This window comes from Streptomyces sp. NPDC088812 (assembly GCF_044750285.1).
Classification (GTDB): domain Bacteria; phylum Actinomycetota; class Actinomycetes; order Streptomycetales; family Streptomycetaceae; genus Streptomyces.
The window spans coordinates 94,110-110,703 of the sequence record NZ_JBIVJP010000016.1 but is presented as its reverse complement, the minus strand read 5'-3'; the positions used below and the strand labels follow the sequence as shown (position 1 = coordinate 110,703).

Annotated in this window: 14 protein-coding genes and 1 pseudogene; 9 read left to right on the top strand and 6 right to left on the bottom strand. The window is 72.8% G+C overall.

Annotation, left to right across the window (positions count from 1 at the left end; all coding sequences use genetic code 11):
* Positions 1 to 18 precede the first annotated feature (18 nt).
* The gene (locus ACIP67_RS26670) at positions 19 to 441 is read right to left on the bottom strand and encodes a pyridoxamine 5'-phosphate oxidase family protein (RefSeq protein ID WP_401695293.1); all 423 of its coding nucleotides are present in this window, start codon (positions 439 to 441) and stop codon (positions 19 to 21) included.
* 211 nt (positions 442 to 652) lie between these two features.
* Here ACIP67_RS26670 and ACIP67_RS26665 point away from each other — a divergent pair.
* A pseudogene (locus ACIP67_RS26665) lies at positions 653 to 1,252 on the top strand (MFS transporter); the annotation flags it as partial.
* Between the two features lie 99 nt (positions 1,253 to 1,351).
* Positions 1,352 to 1,705 carry a VOC family protein gene (locus ACIP67_RS26660; RefSeq protein ID WP_401695291.1) on the top strand — a complete coding sequence of 118 codons (354 nt, stop codon included), beginning with the start codon at positions 1,352 to 1,354 and terminating at the stop codon, positions 1,703 to 1,705.
* A gap of 75 nt (positions 1,706 to 1,780) precedes the next feature.
* On the opposite strand, the gene ACIP67_RS26655 is transcribed toward ACIP67_RS26660, so the two are convergent.
* The 3 genes from ACIP67_RS26655 to ACIP67_RS26645 all read right to left on the bottom strand — a co-directional run bounded on the left by ACIP67_RS26655 (position 1,781) and on the right by ACIP67_RS26645 (position 5,613).
* Positions 1,781 to 2,569, bottom strand: coding sequence for a hypothetical protein (locus ACIP67_RS26655; protein WP_401695289.1), 789 nt, complete (start codon positions 2,567 to 2,569; stop codon positions 1,781 to 1,783).
* A 351-nt stretch (positions 2,570 to 2,920) separates the two neighbouring features.
* Positions 2,921 to 4,702 (bottom strand): GAF domain-containing protein, encoded by a 1,782-nt coding sequence (locus ACIP67_RS26650; RefSeq protein ID WP_401695287.1) that lies wholly within the window; start codon positions 4,700 to 4,702, stop codon positions 2,921 to 2,923.
* Between the two features lie 368 nt (positions 4,703 to 5,070).
* Entirely contained in the window at positions 5,071 to 5,613 is a 543-nt protein-coding gene (locus ACIP67_RS26645) for a winged helix-turn-helix transcriptional regulator (protein WP_401695285.1), read from the bottom strand.
* Between the two features lie 295 nt (positions 5,614 to 5,908).
* Between ACIP67_RS26645 and ACIP67_RS26640 the strand changes: the two genes are divergently transcribed.
* The 3 genes from ACIP67_RS26640 to ACIP67_RS26630 all read left to right on the top strand — a co-directional run bounded on the left by ACIP67_RS26640 (position 5,909) and on the right by ACIP67_RS26630 (position 9,444).
* Positions 5,909 to 7,225, top strand: coding sequence for an MFS transporter (locus tag ACIP67_RS26640; protein WP_401695458.1), 1,317 nt, complete (start codon positions 5,909 to 5,911; stop codon positions 7,223 to 7,225).
* 99 nt (positions 7,226 to 7,324) lie between these two features.
* The gene (locus tag ACIP67_RS26635) at positions 7,325 to 7,957 is read left to right on the top strand and encodes an O-methyltransferase (protein WP_401695283.1); all 633 of its coding nucleotides are present in this window, start codon (positions 7,325 to 7,327) and stop codon (positions 7,955 to 7,957) included.
* A 461-nt stretch (positions 7,958 to 8,418) separates the two neighbouring features.
* A complete protein-coding gene (locus ACIP67_RS26630) occupies positions 8,419 to 9,444 on the top strand; it encodes an amidohydrolase family protein (RefSeq protein ID WP_401695281.1) in 1,026 nt (341 codons plus the stop codon).
* A 208-nt stretch (positions 9,445 to 9,652) separates the two neighbouring features.
* On the opposite strand, the gene ACIP67_RS26625 is transcribed toward ACIP67_RS26630, so the two are convergent.
* Positions 9,653 to 10,081 carry a RidA family protein gene (locus ACIP67_RS26625; RefSeq protein ID WP_401695278.1) on the bottom strand — a complete coding sequence of 143 codons (429 nt, stop codon included), beginning with the start codon at positions 10,079 to 10,081 and terminating at the stop codon, positions 9,653 to 9,655.
* Between the two features lie 87 nt (positions 10,082 to 10,168).
* Complete coding sequence (locus tag ACIP67_RS26620) at positions 10,169 to 10,732, bottom strand: GNAT family N-acetyltransferase (protein WP_401695275.1); 564 nt, start codon at positions 10,730 to 10,732, stop codon at positions 10,169 to 10,171.
* A 239-nt stretch (positions 10,733 to 10,971) separates the two neighbouring features.
* Between ACIP67_RS26620 and ACIP67_RS26615 the strand changes: the two genes are divergently transcribed.
* The 4 genes from ACIP67_RS26615 to ACIP67_RS26600 all read left to right on the top strand — a co-directional run bounded on the left by ACIP67_RS26615 (position 10,972) and on the right by ACIP67_RS26600 (position 16,582).
* On the top strand, positions 10,972 to 11,124 hold the full coding sequence (locus ACIP67_RS26615) for a hypothetical protein (RefSeq protein WP_401695273.1): 153 nt from the start codon (positions 10,972 to 10,974) through the stop codon (positions 11,122 to 11,124).
* 81 nt (positions 11,125 to 11,205) lie between these two features.
* Positions 11,206 to 13,134: a non-ribosomal peptide synthetase gene (locus tag ACIP67_RS26610; RefSeq protein ID WP_401695270.1), complete on the top strand. Its 1,929-nt coding sequence runs from the start codon at positions 11,206 to 11,208 to the stop codon at positions 13,132 to 13,134.
* A complete protein-coding gene (locus ACIP67_RS26605; RefSeq protein ID WP_401695267.1) occupies positions 13,131 to 16,223 on the top strand; it encodes a condensation domain-containing protein in 3,093 nt (1,030 codons plus the stop codon). Before ACIP67_RS26610 ends, ACIP67_RS26605 begins: the two co-directional genes overlap by 4 nt.
* Positions 16,220 to 16,582, top strand: coding sequence for a phosphopantetheine-binding protein (locus tag ACIP67_RS26600; RefSeq protein WP_401695265.1), 363 nt, complete (start codon positions 16,220 to 16,222; stop codon positions 16,580 to 16,582). Before ACIP67_RS26605 ends, ACIP67_RS26600 begins: the two co-directional genes overlap by 4 nt.
* The last annotated feature ends 12 nt before the right edge of the window (positions 16,583 to 16,594 follow it).

Below are 16,594 nucleotides of genomic sequence, written 5' to 3'. Positions count from 1 at the left end.
GGCTGCCGCCCCCGCGCCTCACCGCGTGCCGCGCGTCCGCCTCAGTTCGCGGCCGGTGACCATCTCGGACTCGATCCGTACGAACACCGTGCCGTGCAGGGGCATCCAGGACGCGGGCCCGGCCTGTGACAGCCGTTCGTGCTCGGCGGGATCGGTCACCACGGTGGCCCGTCCGGTGACGACCACGCTCCAGCCGGACCGGGTCGCCGCGTCGAACGCGTCCGCCTCGAAGGCGACCACGACGCCGTCCACGGCACGGACGAGGTCGGAGCCGGGTGAGGTGCTCAGCAGGACGGAGGCGTCCGTGTCCAGGGAGAAGTTGACGGGAAGGACCGCGGGCAGTGCCTGCCGGGTGTAGACCACGCGGCCGACCGGCACCTCGGCGAGCAGGCGCAGGCACTCCTGTCGGTCGAGTGGACCGAAGGCGTCGTTCTGGAACATCGGTCCAGCGTCCCAGCGGCCGGGGTGAGGGGGTAGGGCCGACCGGCCCTACCCCCTCACCCCGCGCGGACGGCGGCCGCCGCCGACTCGCGGGGGCCCCGAAGGCCGTGCCGTGCGCGGGCCGGGCGTGGGCCGTGCGCGGGCCGGGCGGAGGGACGTCCGGGCCCGTACCCGAGGACCGTCCGTCCACCGGCGGGGCCCCATGGCCCCTGCCTCGCTGTACGCGGTCGCGTTCGGCGGTTACGTCGCCTTCTCCGTCTACCTGCCCACCTGCCTCAGGACCGGCTACGGCCTGAGCCAGGCGGACGCCGCGAACCGGATGGCCGGGTTCGTCCTGCTGGCGGTGGCGATGCGTCCGGCCGGCGGTTGGCTGTCGGACCGTACCGGTCCTGTCCGGGTGCTGGCCGGCTCGCTCGCCGTCGTCGTGGCCGCGGCGGTGGTCCAGTCGTTCACCCCGGCGCCGGCCCCGGTGGGCACCCTCGCCTTCCTGGCCATGGCCGCCGCGCTGGGCGCGGGCAGCGGAGCGGTCTTCGCCCTGGTGGCCCTGTTGACCCCGGCCGACCGGGTCGGCTCGGTGACCGGAGTGGTCGGCGCCGCGGGCGGCCTGGGCGGCTTCCTGCCGCCGCTGGTGATGGGCTCCCTGTACGGCGAGTACGGCTCGTACGCGGTCGGTCTCGTCCTTCTCGCGGTGGTGGCCGCCGTGGCGCTGGTCCACACCCTCACCGGCGTCCGCGCCGCGGCCGAGGGCGGCCGGCCCGAACGGCGCGGCGGCCGCCGGCCCGAGCAGCGCGCCGCGGACACCACCGCGTGAGGACGAGCGGACGGCAACGACGGACGATGCGAGTCCGCGGTGCCGGACGGGCCTCGCGGGGGCTGGCATGATCCGCCGGAGGCTCCTTAGACTCGCCGGATGACCTTGGAATGGAGACATGTCGTCGTCCACTCGGCTGATCCGGTGGCCTTGGGACAGTGGTGGGCCGAGGCCCTCGGCTGGGTGGTGGTTCACTCCTCCGACGTGGAGTTCGCGATCCGCCCGGCGCCGGATCGACTGCCGGGGATGGAGTTCGTCCGGCTCGACGAGCCCAAGAAGGCCAAGAGCCGACTGCATCTCGACTTCGTTCCCGACGACCAGGACGCCGAGGTGGCCCGCCTGGTGGCTCTCGGCGCGCGGCATGTCGACATCGGCCAGGGTGATCAGTCGTGGGTCGTCCTGGCCGACCCCGAAGGCAACGAGTTCTGCCTCCTCGGCCGGCGACCTCAGTGAGCCTGCCGCCTCGGTGATGTCCGCAGGTCACGGCAGCCGGTGATCAGTCGTCGGCGGACCGATCGCGGCCGCCTCCTACGACCCGCCGTGGAAGAAGCCGGACTTCAGGTCCTCGATGGTGGCGTCGAGTGGATGCCCACTGACGACGAGCGGTCCGCTCCAGGGCGCGCTGAGCGCGAAGAGCAACGCCAGGCTCAGCCCGACCACACTCGCCACACCCACGATGAGCAGGGACGTTCGCAGGCTGCTGCGGAAGACCAGTGCACCGGAGTTCACGATCAAGGCCAGTCCGCTGACCACGAGCGTGACGACGTAGAGCGCGGGAACATCGCGCGAGGCGGCCGCGACACGGGCGCGACGACTACTGGTGACACCGTCCAGGGAAACCACCAGTTCCGTGCCTGTCGGGGTTCCCACATCGGGCCGGGCCGCCTCGGCGCGCACGGTCCGTTCCAGCCGTGCGATCGCGCGTGCGGTGGCCGGGTCGGCACCGGACGACGCTGCTGCACCCTCCCACTCCTTGACACGCGTGGTCTTCAAGTAGTCCAGCAGTGCCGCGTGGATCGGCTCCGACCGGACCCGCGGACTTGTCGCCGCCCATGCCAGGCGGGAGGCAGCGGCCGACTCGTCGCTCACCAACCCCTCGGCCGCGCGCAGGTAGCCGGCCTCGCTGGCCAGTGAGAGTGCCGCGAAGATCGCGAAGGCAGCGCCGAGTGTCGGCATCAGGGGCGTGGCGATCTGCGGCACCCGATCCCGTTCCCCGACCGGTACGAGGGCCCGGACGCCGACCCGCGCCACGGCCGCGACCAGCAAGGCGAGCAGGAGTCCGCCCACAACCAGCACCACCGCCGGCAGCGAGGTCAACCAGTCCACCACATCACCTACCGCGCGTTCCCGCGAGCGCCCCACGGCGGTGGCACATCCGCCCCCGCTACCTGAAGCTCCGCGTCGGTCACTTTCCCTGAACGCTTCATGATCACAGGTCGAATACCTTCGACGCCCGCGACGCCCGGCACGGCATCCCTTTTCATTGGCCGAACAGCCGAATGCGGCCCCCACGAGGCTGTACCGGCCGGGCACCGACGCCGTTCCCGGCCGGAGGGCGGTCGGTACCGATGTCCCCATGGGCCGGAACCCGGGGTCGGCACCGATGTCCTCACCGGCCGGAACGCGGTCGGTACCGATGTCCTCACCGCCCGGAAGGCGGCTGCCCCGTCACGTCGGAACGACGCTGACGTCCGTCGTGAAGCCGGGCTCGGGCCGCCGACCGTGCGGAAGGGGCACCGTCCACTCCACGACGGTGCCGGCGGGCGCGTTCGGCCGGAGGGTGAAGCTGCCGCCGAGGTCGGTGGCGCGTCGGCGGCAGTTGTCGAGGCCGCTGCGGCGGGTGACGGCGGGGTCGACACCGGTTCCGTCGTCCGCGACGCGCAGCCGGAGCCGACTGCCGTCGGTCGCGGCGGTGACCTCGATCCAGGTGGCGTGCGCGTGCCGGGCGGCGTTCGACAGGGTCTCGCGCAACACCGCCAGCAGGTGCTCGCCGTGCTCGGCGGGTACGACGGTGTCCAGCAGGCCGGTCATCCGCAGGGCGGGGGTGAAGCCCAGCGCGCCGGCGGCCCGGTCGGTCTCGGCCAGCAGCCTCGCCCGCAGCTCGCCCCGCCCGCCGGGACGGTCCCGCTGGCACAGCGCGTAGATCGTGCCGCGCACCGTCTTGATGGTGTCGTCGAGGTCGTCGACCACCCGCTGGACACGCTCGGCCACCTCGGGCCGGTCGGCGATCCGGCCGAGGACCGAGTTGAGGGTCAGCCCGGAGGCGAACAGCCGCTGGATGGCCAGGTCGTGCAGGTCACGGGCGATACGGTCGCGGTCGGAGAGGACCATGAGCTGCTCGGCCTCGCGCCGGTGCTCGGCGATCTCCAGGGCGAGCGCGGCCTGATCGGCGAATCCGCTGATCATGGCCATGGTGGCGTCGGAGAACTCCTGCCGGCCGGGCAGGCCGGCGACCTGGAGCACTCCGCGGGCGTGCTCCTGGCCGCCCAGCGGAAGCAGGAACCCCGGCCCCAGATCGATCTCTCCCGCCGAGCCGCCGCCCTCCTGAGGCTCCTCCGACAGGGCGCCGCTGGCGATCCGCTCGTTGGAGCGGTAGACCTGCGCGGCCAGGGTGGCGGGCGGCAGCACCAGCCCGCACACCCGCTCGGAGCCCTCCCCGTCGGCCGCCTCGATCACGAGATCGTCGTCACCGCCGTCCAGGGGCACCGCCACGGTCACCAGATCGGCCCCGGCCAGGGCCCGTACGGTGGCGGCGACCTGGTGCAGCACCTGGCCCGGATCGGTGCCCGAGAGCAGACTGCGGGTCAGGTCGCTGCTCGCCGCCAGCCACTGCTCCCGGCGTCGCGAGTCCTCGTACAGGCGGGCGTTGTCGATGGCCACGCCGGCCGCTGCGGCGAGCGTGCGCAGCACCGCCTCGTCCTCGTCGTCGAACTGCGCCCCGTCGCGCTTGTCGGTCAGGTACAGGTTGCCGAAGACACGGTCGCGCACGCGCACCGGTGTTCCCAGGAACGTGGTCATCGGCGGATGCCCCTCGGGGAAGCCCACCGAGGCGGGGTGCGTACCGAGGTCGGCGAGGCGCAGCGGCTGCGGCTCCCTGATCAGCAGCCCCAGGATGCCGTGGCCCTCGGGGTAGGGGCCGATCGCCCCGATCGTCCCCTCGTCCATGCCGACCACGATGAACTGCTTGATCCGCCCTTCGTCGCCCAGCACCCCCAGCGCCCCGTACTCGGCGTCGACCAGGGCCACCGCGGATTCGGTGATCCGCCGCAGCACCACGTCGAGGTCCAGATCGGAGCCGATGGTGAGGACCGCGTCCAGCAGTGTGTGCACCCGGTCCCGGGTCGCGCGCACCTGCGCCACCTGCGCCTGGAGACCCTCCAGCAGCTCGTCCAGGCGCAGTTGGGGCGCCGTCGGACCGTCCTTGCGCCCCGCTGCCGGACTCTCCGCCATCCCCGCTCCCTCCGGGAGGACACCAGCGGTGGCGCCCTCGCCCGTCGTGCCCGGACAGCCGTGTGGGCAGGCGCACCCGTGCGCGAGGCACTGCCGTCCCGGCAGCCCAGATCCTATGGCTCGGCGTCTCCCGTGACCGAGTCGGTCCCCGGTGCCGCACACCCCGGTGCCGCACGGCGGCCACCGTCGGCCCGCACGGACCACCGGCTCGTACGGACCGTCGGCCCGCACGGAGCACCGGCTCGTACGGAACGTCGGCCCGCACGGAGCACCGGCTCGTACGGACCGTCGGCCCGCACGGAGCACCGGCTCGTACGGACCGTCGGCCCGCACGGACCACCGGCTCGTACGGACCGTCGGTGTTCCTCTTACTCGGACCCCGCCGTGACGGTGTCGGTGACCACCGGTTGCAGCAGCCGCTTCGGCCGCAACAGCGCCCGGCTGACCGGGTCCGCAGGGTCGGGATCAAGCCCGGGGCCCGGCAGCATCTCGACGTCCGCCACGGCCACGACGGTCGCACAGGCGGGGCATTCGCCGTACGGACCCAGCTCGGTGCCGCAGTCGGCGTGCCGGAAGATCCGCAGGGGTACGAGGTCGTAGTTGTCGCGCCCCCACATCGACAGGGCGCGCAGGGCGGGCCACAGGGCGATGCCGCGGTCGGTGACGACGTACTCGTCCCTGGGCGGCGACTCCTGGTAGCGGCGCTTGTCGAGGATTCCCTCGGCGGTGAGCGTCTGGAGGCGGTTGGCCAGGACGGCGCGCGGGATGCCGAGGTGGACGAGGAAGTCGTTGTAGCGCCGGACGCCGTAGAGCGCGTCGCGCACCACCAGCAGCGTCCACCGCTCGCCGACGACCTCCAGCGCGCGGGCGATCGAGCACTCCTGCTTCGCGTAGTCCTTGCCCAGTGTCATGCAGACCACTGTAACCAATTCCTGTGCGTCGATTCAGTGAATGAACCTAGGGTGCTAGCCTCAGTCCTGATCGGTTCAGTCAGTGAACTGACCTGCCCAGTGAGGCGTTCCTCGATCGTGTCCGCGGTCCAGCCGCGGCCCGGAAGGACGGACACCCGTGAACGACACAGCTACCGGCACCGACGTCGAGGGGAAGACGGGGAGCTGCTCCTCGCTCGCTCCCGGCGGCACCGCCGCACCGAAGGAGGACCGGTCCCGCCCCGACGCGCCCCCGCGCCCCGGTCTCACCCTCGCCCTGACCAGTGCCGCCACCGCGGTGGCCCTGATGACGTACACCGCGCCGACGGTCACGCTCCCCGAGACCGCCGCCGACCTGCACACCCCGCTGTCCGCGCAGGCATGGCTGCTGAACGGCACCCCGCTGGGCCTGGCCGCCCTGCTGCTGGTCGCGGGGAGCCTCGCCGACGATCACGGCCGCCGTCGGATCTTCGTCTCCGGCACCTTCGTCCTCGGTCTCACCACCGCCCTCGGCGGATGCGCGACGTCGACCTGGCTGTTCACGCTCGCCCGTGTCGCGCAGGGCGCGGCGAGCGCGGCGCTCCTCGCCAGCGGCCTGGGCCTGATCGTCCACGCCTTCCCCACCCCGCGCGCACGGATGCACGCCACCGGAGTGTGGGGCGCATCCGTCAGCGGCGGCGGCGCGGTGGGCCCGCTGCTCTCCGGGGCGATGCCCTCCTGGCGCCTGTCGTACGGGGTCCTGGGCGTCGTCGCGCTGATCGTGGCGCTCCTCGGGGTGCGGGGCCTCGCGGAGTCGCGCTCCCCACGTGCCGGGCGGCCGGATCTCGCCGGTGCCGCGGCCTTCGGAGCGGCGCTGATCGCGCTGGTGGCGGCGCTGACCCTGGGGCGGGGCGGCTGGCTGCGGACCCCCGTCGTCCTGCTGCTGGCGGCGGCGGTCGGGCTGACGGCCGTGTTCGTGCTGGTGGAACGCCGCGCCGCGACCCCGATGATCGACCTGACCCTGCTGCGCCGCCCGCTCTTCCTGGCCTCCTCCGCGGGTGGTCTGTTCACCGGGCTCGCGGTGATCGGCCTGTTCAGCTTCCTGCCGGCGCTGATCCAGCAGGCGACGGGGGTGTCACCGATGGGCACGGCATGGCTTTTCCTCCTCTGGTCCGGTGTCTCCTTCGTGACGGCCCTGCTGACCCGTCACCTCGGTGACCGCGTCGCGCACCGCCACCAGCTGGCGCTCGGCTTCGTCCTGCACGCGGCCGGGGTGCTGGTGATGCTGGGCGCGGTCGGGGCCGGCTCCTGGCCCCGGCTGCTGCCCGGCCTGGTCGTGGCGGGCATGGGGAGCGGTCTGCTGAACGCCGCTCTGCCGCTGCTCGCCGTGGAGTCGGTGCCGATGACCCGGGCCGCGATGGGCTCGGGTGCGCAGCAGACCTTCCGCTACATCGGTTCGTGCGCCGGCGTGGCCCTGACGATCGCGCTCACCGCGTCGGCCGGGAGCGCGGCACGGGGCGCGGACGTGGCGTTGGCGGTGTCGGCGGGACTGGCGCTGTCGGCGGCGGTGGGCGTGGCGGTCCTGCGGGACCGGGGGCGCGGCCCGACGGCGTGAGGGCCGCACGCTTGCTCGGCAACCGCCCCGCCGGCACCCGCCCCCGAGGCGCGACGAACGACGTTGCACGGACAAGCGTGGCGCGTGCACCATCCCTGGATGGACGACACACCGAACACGCTGCCGACTTCCCTGCCCGCGCTGCGCGTTGCGGCGCGAGAGGCCGGTTTCACCATGTCGTGCGAGGAGCGGACCGGCAGCTTGCTGGCCGTGCTCGCGGCCGCCCGGCCGGGCGGCCGCATCCTGGAACTCGGCACCGGTGTGGGCGAAGGCACCGCCTGGCTCCTGAGCGGGATGGACGGAGCCTCTCGTCTCGTCACGGTCGAACTCGACCCTGGTGTGCAGGCGTTGGCCCGGCGGCGGTTGGGGTCCGACCCGAGGGTGACCTTCGTGGCCGCGGACGGCGGGGAGTGGCTGGAGAAGTATGACGGAGAGCCCTTCGACCTGGTGTTCGCGGACACGTGGCCCGGCAAGTTCACCCACCTCGAACGAGCCTTGGACCTCGTGGCGCCCGGCGGGACCTACCTGATCGACGACCTGCTCCCGCAGCCGGGGTGGCCGGAGGCCCATGAGGCCTCCGTGCGACGGTTGCTGGCCGACCTGGAAGGACGTCACGACTTCCGATCCGTCCGCCTCGCGTGGGCGAGCGGGCTCGCCATGGCGGTGCGGGGTGCGTCGGAGGGAACGGCCCCTCATGATGCGGCCCGCGCCGGAGACCGGCCGGAGGGCTGAGACCTCCTGCCGGATCGGTCGAGAGCCGCAACCGTCGCCAGGCCGCCACCCTTCCTGGTGACGAGGACCGCCTGCCCGGCGACGGTGGCCCCTCCCTAGGTGTCGAGAGGTGTCGAGCGTCCTGCCGGAGCCGGACCGGCCGACGCGCCACCTCATACCGCGCCCCGTCCTGAAGGTGCGGGGGAAGTACGGGAGGGTGGACCCTGCCGGACCGCTCGGCCGCCGGACCGGCCGCCGACCGGGGCGTCGTCGCTGCAGCACTCCGGCCCGTCCCGGGGCCCGGACCAGGGCGACACCGAGGATGTCAGCATAATTGTCAACAATTATGTTGCGGATTATGCTGCTGTCGCAGCCGCCAGGGAGCCGGACGACACGCCGCGCGTGCCGACGACCGGCGTCATGGCCGCAGTCCAGGCTGTACCGAGCCCGGCAGCCCGACCTCTGTAGCGAGGAGCAGCTTAATGATCATCGACTGTCACGGTCACTTCACCACCGCGCCGGCCGCGCTCGGCGCCTGGCGCGACCGGCAGATCGCCGCGCTCGGCCGTCCCGCGGAGGCTCCCGACCCCGCGGATCTGCGCATCAGCGACGACGATCTGCGGCAGAGCATCGAGCCGAACCAGCTACGCATGATGGACGAGCGGGGCATCGACGTCACGGTCTTCTCCCCGCGCGCCTCCTTCATGGCCCACCACGTCGGGGACTTCGCGACCTCCTCCCGGTGGGCCTCCCTCTGCAACGAGCTGTGCGCCCGGGTCGCCCGGCTCTACCCCGAGCGTTTCGCCATGGCGGCCATGCTCCCGCAGTCCCCGGGTGTCGACCCGGCCACCTGCGTCCCGGAGCTGACCCGGTGCGTCGAGGAGTACGGTGCGGTCGCCGTCAACCTCAACCCCGATCCCTCCGGCGGCCACTGGACGGCGCCCCCGCTGACCGACCGCTCGTGGTACCCCCTCTACGAGAAGCTGGTCGAGTACGACCTCCCGGCCATGGTGCACGTCAGCACGAGCGTGAACCCGGCCTTCCACACCACGGGCGCGCACTACCTCAACGCCGACACCACCGTGTTCATGCAGCTGATCCAGGGCGACCTGTTCGCGGACTTCCCGACCCTGCGCCTCGTGATCCCGCACGGCGGCGGCGCGGTGCCCTACCACTGGGGGCGTTTCCGCGGTCTGGCGATGGCGCTGAAGAAGCCCGAGCTGGAGGAGCACGTCCTGGGCAACGTCTTCTTCGACACCTGCGTGTACCACCAGCCCGGCATCGACCTGCTGCTGGACGTGGTGCCCCGGCGCAACATCCTCTTCGCCTCCGAGATGATCGGCGCCGTCCGGGACATCGACCCGTGCTCGGGCCACCACTTCGACGACACGCGACGCTACGTCGAGGCCGCCGGCCTGTCCACCGCCGAGGTCGCCGAGATCCAGGAGCACAACGTCCGCGCCGTCTACCCGCGCCTGGACGCGCTCCTCAAGCAGCAGGGCCGATGAGACGACGCCCGGAGTCCGCTCCTGCCCCGCGGACTCCGGGCGCGGCGCCGGTCGAGGAGCCGACCGAGGCGCCGGTCGAGGAGCCGGTCGAGGCGCCGGTCGGCACAGGGCGCTGACCTGCGCCGCAGCCATTCCGCACCGACCGGCGTCCCGGCCCCCGCCCGCCTACCGCTCGACGCGGGACGGCCGGCGCGCCCGGGGCGGTCGCCTACGCCGGGACGAGTGCCAACGCCTCCACCTCCAGCAGCAGTTCGGGCCGGAAGAGGGCGGCCACCTGAACCGCGGTGCTGGCAGGGGGACGCTCCACGTCGACGTACTGGTCCCGGACCTCCCGCACGGCGGGCAGGAAGGACACGTCGGTCACGTAGTAGGTGAGTTTGACGACGTTCTCGAAACCGGCGCCTGCCGAGGCGAGGCAGCGGTGGAGATTGCCGAAGACCTGCCGGGCCTGCGCGGCGGGGTCACCTTCTCCGACCAGCTTTCCGTCGGCGTCGAACGAGACCTGCCCCGACACGGCGATCAGCCGGCCGGTCCCCATGACCACGTGGGTGTAGCCCGTTCCCGGGGCCACGCCGTCCGGTTCGCCGATGTGTGTGAGCAGGGAGCCGTCCTGTGCGGGTTCCATGGTGGGTTCCATGCCCCGCATTCTGGACCGGACGCCGCCGTCCCGGACAGTGAGGGCCGGGGCGGCGGGGCGCAGAGGTGGATACCGAGGCCCCGACGGTCAGTCCGTGGGCCGACGATCCGCCGGATCACCGGCGAGAAGTGCCCAGATCTCCAGGTCCTGACGGACCCCGTTGAAGGGGAAGACCTCTCGGAGGGTGCCCTCGTGGCGCATTCCCAGGCGCTTGGCGACGGCGACGCTCCGGATGTTCGCGGGGGTGACCCGCCATTCCACGCGGGCCATCCCCCGCTCCTTCAGGGCCCAGTCGACGAGGTGGCGGGCCGCACGGGTCACCAGTCCCCTTCCCTGTGCCTCGGGGGAGAGCCAGACGCCGAGTTCGCACACCCCGGACCGGGTGTCGAAGATCCGGAACAGGGCGCCGCCCACCAGTTCTCCGTCCGACCAGATTCCGAATATCCGGCCACCGTCCCCGGCCTGTTGGTCTGCGTACCGCTGGAGAAATTGCCGTGATGATTCGGAGTCGGTGACGGTATGGGCCCAGGGCAGCCAGGGCGCCAGGTGGGAGCGCACCCGGTCCACATAGGTGCAGAATTCTTCCGCCTGCCAGGGCTCGAGCGGGCGCAAGTCCGCGTTTTCGGTCAAGGGATGGCTGAAAAGTGCCATAGTGAACCTCCTGAAGTCTGATTTCCGGATGCTCGGCCTCCGTGCGGAGACATCGTAGATCAATTGCCTGAAATGCGGGGGGTGATGTCTAGGTATATCGGGAATATGGGCCCCGCGTCATCATGCGATGCATGGATGTGCAGGCTAAATCCGTTGCGGTGGTTTCCGGAAATTCAGCAAGATCAGGAGTCGGGCGAACCGTCTTATCGACATATCTGTTGACTAGGAGGGAACGGCACATGAACACGGCGTTTTTACAGTGCTTTGCCGCGGTCGTCGTGGCCATATCCGGTGCTTCTCTGTTCGTCATTCCGTCGCAGTCGGGTGCGGGGCAGGGCGGATTCGGAGCCGCCGAGACCAAGGTGCTCGCCGACCACGGCTGGGGGCCTTGACGCCGTCAGGGCGGACAGCGCCTTGCACACTTCGGTCCTTCGAGGTCCACAAGTCCGATGCGGGAATGAGGACGGGCTGTGATGGCAGTTTCCGGCGTGCACGACGTGGTGGCACAACAGGTCGAGGAGCGGAGCGGCGACTGTGCCGTGCGGGATCCGGCAGGAGGGTACGGGCTGTCGTACGGCGAGCTCTGGGAGCGGGCCGGGTGGCTCGCCGCGGAGCTGGCGCGGCGCGGAGTGCGCCGGGGCGATCTGGTCGCGGTCCCCCAGGACCGGTCCGTCGACCTGGTCGTGACCTTCCTCGGCATCCTGCGCTGCGGAGCCGCCTACCTGCCGCTCGACGGACTCGCCCCGAAGGATCGGCTGACCGGCATCGTCGCCGAGGCGGGCACCCGCTGGGCCGTTCACTCGCCCCGCCAGGACACGCTCGCCGGACCGGCCGGTCGCTGGGCGGACCTCGCCTCCTGGCTGCCGTCCGGCGTGGAGCCGGTCCCCCTGCCCCCCGCGGATCCGGGACACCCGGTGCCCGATCCGGGGACCGTGCGGGACGACCCCGCGTACGTGTCCTTCACCTCCGGCTCGACGGGCCGGCCCAAGGGCGTCGTGGTCCCGCACCGCGCGGTGCTGCGACTGGCCCTGCGGTCGAAATTCTGCTCCGTCGAACCCGGCGACCAGGTGGCCAGCGCCGCCAATCCCGCCTTCGACGCCACCACCTTCGAGCTGTGGAACGCCCTCACCGCCGGCGGCACGGTGGTCGTCTTCCCGGCGGCCACCGATCTGCCCCTGGACGACTGGGCGGCGCTGATCCGCGCCGAGCGGATCGACACGATGTTCCTGACCACCTCCCTGTTCCACACCGTGGCCAGGGAACGTCCGGACGCCTTCGGCGCGCTGCGCAACCTCGTGGTCGGGGGAGAGCAACTGGAGATGGCGGCCGTACGCAAGGTGCTGGCGGCCGGACCGCCCGGCCGGCTGGTCAACGGGTACGGGCCGACGGAGACCACGACGTTCGCCGCGTACTTCGACTGCACCGAGGACAGTCTCGCCGGACTGGAGCGCATCCCCGTCGGACACCCGCTCCAGGACACCACGCTCCACCTGCTCGACCCGGACCTGAAACCGGTCCCGCCCGGTGAGACCGGCGAGCTGTGTGTGGGCGGCCCCGGTGTCGCCCTCGGGTACCTGGGGCGTGAGGAACTGACGGCCGAGCGGTTCGTCGTCCACCCCGCGACCGGCGAGCGGATCTACCGGACCGGCGACACCGGGCGTCAGCTTCCCGGCGGAGCGATCGAACTCTTCGGCCGCAGCGACCGTCAGGTGAAACTGCGCGGCTTCCGTATCGAGCTGGAGGAGATCGAGCGGGCCGCCCTGGCCTGCGGGCTGGCCGACTCCGCCTTCGTGGAGAAGGTCGGCGAGGGCCCGGCCGCCTCCCTGGTCGGCTTCGTTCTGCCGTCCGCGGACGGACTCTCCGCCGCGGAGGCGGAGGCGGAGGCGGGTGCCGCCGCGGCCGCACTGCCCGCCGCGCTGAACGCCCGGCTGGGCCGGACCCTGCCCGGCTACATGCTGCCCGCCCGCTGGCTGGTGCTGGACCGGGTCCCGCTCGGCTCCACCGGCAAGGCCGACCGGGCGCGGCTGCTGGAGCTGCTCTCGGCCGAGTCCTCCGCCGCGCATCCGGGCGGCACCGCCCGCACCACGGGGGCCACCCCGGCGACGCGGACCGCGGAGCGGGAACTGGTGGCCCCGCTCGGGGACATCTGGCGCGAAGTGCTGGGCGTCGAGCAGGTCCTCCCCGAGCAGAACTTCCTCGACCTGGGCGGAAATTCGATCCTCGCCATGCAGGTGGCGGCCAGGGCCCGGCAGCGGCTCGGCGTACCCGTCGACGGGGGCGCGGTGCTGCTGTGCGACACCCTGGGTGAGCTGGCCGCCCACGTGGCCGAGGCCTGCGCGGCCGACGGCCCCGCGGCCGGGTCCGAGCCGGCCGGCGCGCCGCAGGGCGTGGTGGCACCGTGACGGCCGGAGCCGGTGCGCACAGCGCCACGGCGCGGCTTGAACCGCGGCTGTTCCCGCTGTCCTTCGCGCAGGAACGGCTGTGGTTCGTGGACGCCGCCGCCCCGGGCAACGCCACGTACAACGTCCCGCTGCTGTTCCACTCCCACCAGCCTCTGGACGTCGTGGCGCTGGCCCGTGCCCTGGAAGCGGTCACGACCCGGCACGCACCGCTGCGGACCGTCTTCCGGCTGGCCGGCGGCCGCCCGGTGCAAAGGGTGCTGGAGCCGCGTCCCGTCGAGGTCGAGGTCATCGACGCCGCAGGCGCGGCGGACGCGGGCGACCGCGTGCGCGCGGAGGCCGTCGCCCGCGGCCGGCTGCCCTTCGATCTGGCCGAGGGGCCGCTGCTGCGGTGCACCGTGTGGCGGGGTCTGCCGGAGGGCGGCAACGCCGTACTGCTGACCATCCATCACATCGCGGTGGACGGCTGGTCCCTCGCCCCTCTGTTCGACGACCTGGCAGCCGCGTACGAGGCGGCTCTGGACGGTCGCGACACCGCCCTGCCCGCCCTGCCGGCCGCCTACCCGGACTTCGCCGCGCACGAGCGCGCCACCGAGGACGACCCCGCCTTCCGGCAGCGCGTCGAGGACCGGGCCGCCGAGCTGGTGGGCATCCCCGTAGGACTGGAGCTGGCCGGCTGCGCGCCGCGCGACGCCGCCCCGGACGGCTCCCGCACCGGCCGGCAGATCACCCGTCCCGTGGGGGAGAAGGTCCGCGAGGGCGTGGCGCGGCTGGCGCGCTCGCTCCGGGTGACCCCGTACGTGGTACTGGCCGCGGCGTTCCAGACGGTGCTGCACCGGTGGTCGGGCCGGAGCGAGTTCCTGCTCGCGACGATGACCGCCAACCGGACGCACGCCGACCTGGAGCAGGCGGTGGGGTTCTTCGTCGACACGGTGCCGCTGCGCTGCCGGGTCGATCCGGAGGCGTCCTTCGCCGAGCTGTGCGCCGTGGCACGGCGTGAGGCGTTCCGTCACCTGACGCACCGCAGCGTCCCCTTCGACCGGCTCACCGCGGCCGCCACGGCGGCGCTCGGGCAGGGCCGACGGCCCCTGGTCGACATCGGGTTCGTCTACCAGAACATGTCCGCGCCGAAGTCGACGCGCACCAGGTGGACACCGCCCGAGGTGCTGCACACCGGTACCGCCAAGTTCGATCTGCTGCTGATCGTCGACGAGGCCGAGGACGGGCTCGCCCTCACGGTCGAGTACGACACCGACCGCTATCCCGCGCGGACGGCCGAGGCCGTCGCGGACGGCGTGGCGGCGCTCCTGGAGCGGGTCGTCGAAGCCCCTTCCGCGGCCTTGCGGGAGCTGCCCGCGCTGCCCGGTCAGCCGTCCGCCGGGGAACTGCCCGCGCCGCCGGCCGCCGCCCTCGCCGCCGCGCGGTCCGGAAGCCGTACGGCCCAGCCGGGGGCGGCCCGGCCCGCCGGGGGACCCGAGCCCACGGAGGCCGAGCGCCGCGCGGCCGGGCTCTTCGCCGCCGCACTGGCCGGCCCCGGTTCCGCCCTCGACCCGGCCGGGCTGCCGCCCGACACGAACTTCTTCATGCTCGGCGGCCACTCGCTGCTCGCCGTGACGATGCTCGCGGACGCCCAACGCCGTTACGGTGCCGCCCTCTCGCCCAGGGACTTCCTCGCCGAACCCACCGTCGCGGGCCTCGGCCGGCTGCTCGCCGCCGGGACGACGGGGGAGCGCCGAGGCGCCCCGTCCGGCGCCGGCCGGCCGCCGGCCGCCGCGGTCCCCGACGAGCGGCAGCACCCGGCATCCCCCATCCAGCAGCGGTTCTGGTTCCTGGACCGGCTGCCCTCGCTCCGGGCGGCGTACCTCATCCCGACCGTCGTGGAGTACACCGGCGCGGTGGACCGGGACGCGCTGCGCGGCGCGGTGGACGCGGTGCTCGCCCGGCATCCCTCACTGCGGTCCCGGTTCTTCCTCGACCGCCGCAAACGGCAGGTGTGCTACAGCACCGACGGCACCCCCGCGCTCACGCCCGTCACGGACGCCTCCGACTGGAACGCCGCACGGCTGCGCGAGCACCTGTCCCGCCTGTGCTGGGCGCCGATGGACCTGGCGCTGGGCACCCTCGCCCGCGCGGAGATCGTGATCGCCGGGGACCGCACCCTACTGGTGCTCGTCGTGCACCACATCGTCGCCGACGGCTGGTCGCGCGACCTGCTGATGGCCGAGATCACCGAGGTGTACCGGGCCGCCACCACCGGGCGCGAGCCGGAGCTGCCCGATCCCGTGCACCCCTCGCTGCTCACCGCCGACGACGGCCCCGGCGACGTGGACCTGGCTGCGCAGACGGCGGCGCTGCTGGAGCACCTGCGCGGCGCACCGGTGGACGTCCGGTTGCCGCACGACCGGCCGCGCGGCGAACTGCAGACCACCGACGCGGGCCTGTGCACCACCCGGCTCGGCGGTGACGTGGCCACCGGGCTGCGCGCGGTGACCGGCGCCGCCCTCGGGTGCACGATGTTCATGACGAGCGCCGCGCTGCTCGCGGTGACCCTCGCCCGGCGCGGCGACCAGCGGGACTTCCTCTTCGCCTTCCCCTGGGCCGGCCGCGAGACCAGCGGCAGCGCCGACGCGGTCGGCATGCTCGTCAACACCCTGGTGCTCCGTGTCGACCTGCGCCACAGCACCACCTGGGCCGATCTGCTGGCCCAGGTCAGGGAGAGCTGCGTGGTCTCCTACCGCAACGCCCACGTCGCGCTGGACGCGCTCGCCGCCGAGCTGCACCCCGACCGCGACCTGAGCCGTCCGGCCCTCACACCGGTCTACCTCGCCTTCCAGGGCAGCGCACCGGTACCGGACGAGCTCGCCCCCGGCGTCACCGGCCGTCACCTGCCGCTCGACCCGCTGCACCTGAAGTACGAGCTCGAACTCGTGGTGACGGAGCACGGGGCACGGGACATGGAACTGGCCTTCTCCTACACCACCGGTCTGTTCGGCGAGGACACCGTGCGCGAGCTGCTCGCCGAGCTGGCGGTGGCCGCCGCGGACCTGGTCGCCGACCCGGATTCGCCTCCACTCAAGAGGAGCATGTCGTGAACGACGCCACGGCCGCACAGGCACCGGCCCCGAATCAGACGGAACTTCTCCTCAAGGTCCGGCAGGCCTGGGCCGACGTGCTCGACCTGGACAGCGCGGACCAGGTGCCCGTCGACGTCAACTTCCTCGAAGCGGGCGGCAGTTCGCTGCTGCTGATCATGCTCTGGGAGGAGCTCCACCCGCTCGCCTCCCACCCCCTGAAGGTGTCCGACCTCTTCCAGCACAGCACCGTCCAGGCCCAGGTCTCCCTGCTGGCCGGCACCGACGAGGCCGGCCAGGAGCCCACCACCCGGCTGGGCGCACACAACCGCGAGGGTCTGCTGAGCCGGGCGCGACGAAGCCGGCTCGTCTCCGAGTGACGGCGAACGGAA

Bases quoted from the DNA above. Each gene is read 5' to 3' on its own strand.
- ACIP67_RS26670 (WP_401695293.1), bottom strand. From the start codon at position 441: ATGTTCCAGAACGACGCCTTCGGTCCACTCGACCGACAGGAGTGCCTG.
- ACIP67_RS26660 (WP_401695291.1), top strand. From the start codon at position 1,352: ATGACCTTGGAATGGAGACATGTCGTCGTCCACTCGGCTGATCCGGTG.
- ACIP67_RS26650 (WP_401695287.1), bottom strand. From the start codon at position 4,702: ATGGCGGAGAGTCCGGCAGCGGGGCGCAAGGACGGTCCGACGGCGCCC.
- ACIP67_RS26645 (WP_401695285.1), bottom strand. From the start codon at position 5,613: ATGACACTGGGCAAGGACTACGCGAAGCAGGAGTGCTCGATCGCCCGC.
- ACIP67_RS26635 (WP_401695283.1), top strand. From the start codon at position 7,325: ATGGACGACACACCGAACACGCTGCCGACTTCCCTGCCCGCGCTGCGC.
- ACIP67_RS26630 (WP_401695281.1), top strand. From the start codon at position 8,419: ATGATCATCGACTGTCACGGTCACTTCACCACCGCGCCGGCCGCGCTC.
- ACIP67_RS26625 (WP_401695278.1), bottom strand. From the start codon at position 10,081: ATGGAACCCACCATGGAACCCGCACAGGACGGCTCCCTGCTCACACAC.
- ACIP67_RS26620 (WP_401695275.1), bottom strand. From the start codon at position 10,732: ATGGCACTTTTCAGCCATCCCTTGACCGAAAACGCGGACTTGCGCCCG.
- ACIP67_RS26615 (WP_401695273.1), top strand. From the start codon at position 10,972: ATGAACACGGCGTTTTTACAGTGCTTTGCCGCGGTCGTCGTGGCCATA.
- ACIP67_RS26610 (WP_401695270.1), top strand. From the start codon at position 11,206: ATGGCAGTTTCCGGCGTGCACGACGTGGTGGCACAACAGGTCGAGGAG.